Origin of the sequence: Pseudarthrobacter sp. LMD1-1-1.1 (genome assembly GCF_040676255.1) — a bacterium.
GTDB lineage: Bacteria > Actinomycetota > Actinomycetes > Actinomycetales > Micrococcaceae > Arthrobacter.
Window position 1 is genome coordinate 1 of the sequence record NZ_JBEGHP010000002.1, and the last position, 1,465, is coordinate 1,465.

The window sequence follows — 1,465 nt, forward strand, 5'->3', positions numbered from 1 at the left end:
TCCGGCGGTGACCTACTCTCCCACACCCTCCCGGGTGCAGTACCATCGGCGCTGTGGGTCTTAGCTTCCGGGTTCGGAATGGGACCGGGCGTTTCCCCCACGCTATGACCGCCGTAACCCTTGTACCCGAACCCCGCAGGGGGTTGGGAAGTCTTGTGGTTACAACATCCCTGCCCGTGGGCAGGGGGTGGTGTTGTATTCAATTGTTAGGTTCCGCCAACAGGGTTGTTGGTTGGGAACCACATAGTGGACGCAAGCAGAATGTGTATGTTTCTGTGTGGTGTAAGTTATTGGCCTATTAGTACCGGTCAGCTTCACGAGTCGTTAGTCCTCGCTTCCACATCCGGCCTATCAACCCAGTGGTCTGGCTGGGGGCCTCTCACACAATAATGTGTATGGAAATCTCATCTTGAAGCGAGCTTCCCGCTTAGATGCTTTCAGCGGTTATCCCATCCGAACGTAGCTAATCAGCGGTGCACTTGGCAGTACAACTGACACACCAGAGGTTCGTCCGTCCCGGTCCTCTCGTACTAAGGACAGCCCTTCTCAAATTTCCTGCGCGCGCAGCGGATAGGGACCGAACTGTCTCACGACGTTCTAAACCCAGCTCGCGTACCGCTTTAATGGGCGAACAGCCCAACCCTTGGGACCTACTCCAGCCCCAGGATGCGACGAGCCGACATCGAGGTGCCAAACCATGCCGTCGATATGGACTCTTGGGCAAGATCAGCCTGTTATCCCCGAGGTACCTTTTATCCGTTGAGCGACGGCCATTCCACAATGTACCGCCGGATCACTAGTCCCGACTTTCGTCCCTGCTCGAGATGTCTCTCTCACAGTCAAGCTCCCTTGTGCACTTACACTCGACACCTGATTGCCAACCAGGCTGAGGGAACCTTTGGGCGCCTCCGTTACTTTTTAGGAGGCAACCGCCCCAGTTAAACTACCCATCAGGCACTGTCCCTGACCCGGATTACGGGCCGAAGTTAGATGTCCAAAGTGACCAGAGTGGTATTTCAACGATGACTCCACCCGAACTGGCGTCCGGGCTTCAACGTCTCCCACCTATCCTACACAAGCCACTCCGAACACCAATACCAAACTATAGTAAAGGTCTCGGGGTCTTTCCGTCCTGCTGCGCGTAACGAGCATCTTTACTCGTACTGCAATTTCGCCGAGTTTATGGTTGAGACAGCGGGGAAGTCGTTACTCCATTCGTGCAGGTCGGAACTTACCCGACAAGGAATTTCGCTACCTTAGGATGGTTATAGTTACCACCGCCGTTTACTGGGGCTTAAATTCTCAGCTTCGCCGTGAGGCTAACCGGTCCTCTTAACCTTCCAGCACCGGGCAGGAGTCAGTCCGTATACATCGTCTTGCGACTTCGCACGGACCTGTGTTTTTAGTAAACAGTCGCTTCCCCCTGGTCTCTGCGGCCCCGATCCCCTCCCGGACGCGAAGTCCG

At 55.3% G+C, this 1,465-nt stretch carries 2 rRNA genes (1 of these 2 cut by a window edge); both read right to left on the reverse strand.

The annotated features are described in order from the left end of the window. Window positions 1–116: ribosomal RNA gene (rrf, locus tag MRBLMD1_RS05435) — 5S ribosomal RNA — on the reverse strand; the annotation flags it as partial. A 161-nt stretch (window positions 117–277) separates the two neighbouring features. Continuing rightward, window positions 278–1,465 (reverse strand): 23S ribosomal RNA (locus tag MRBLMD1_RS05440); it runs 2,168 nt beyond the window's last position.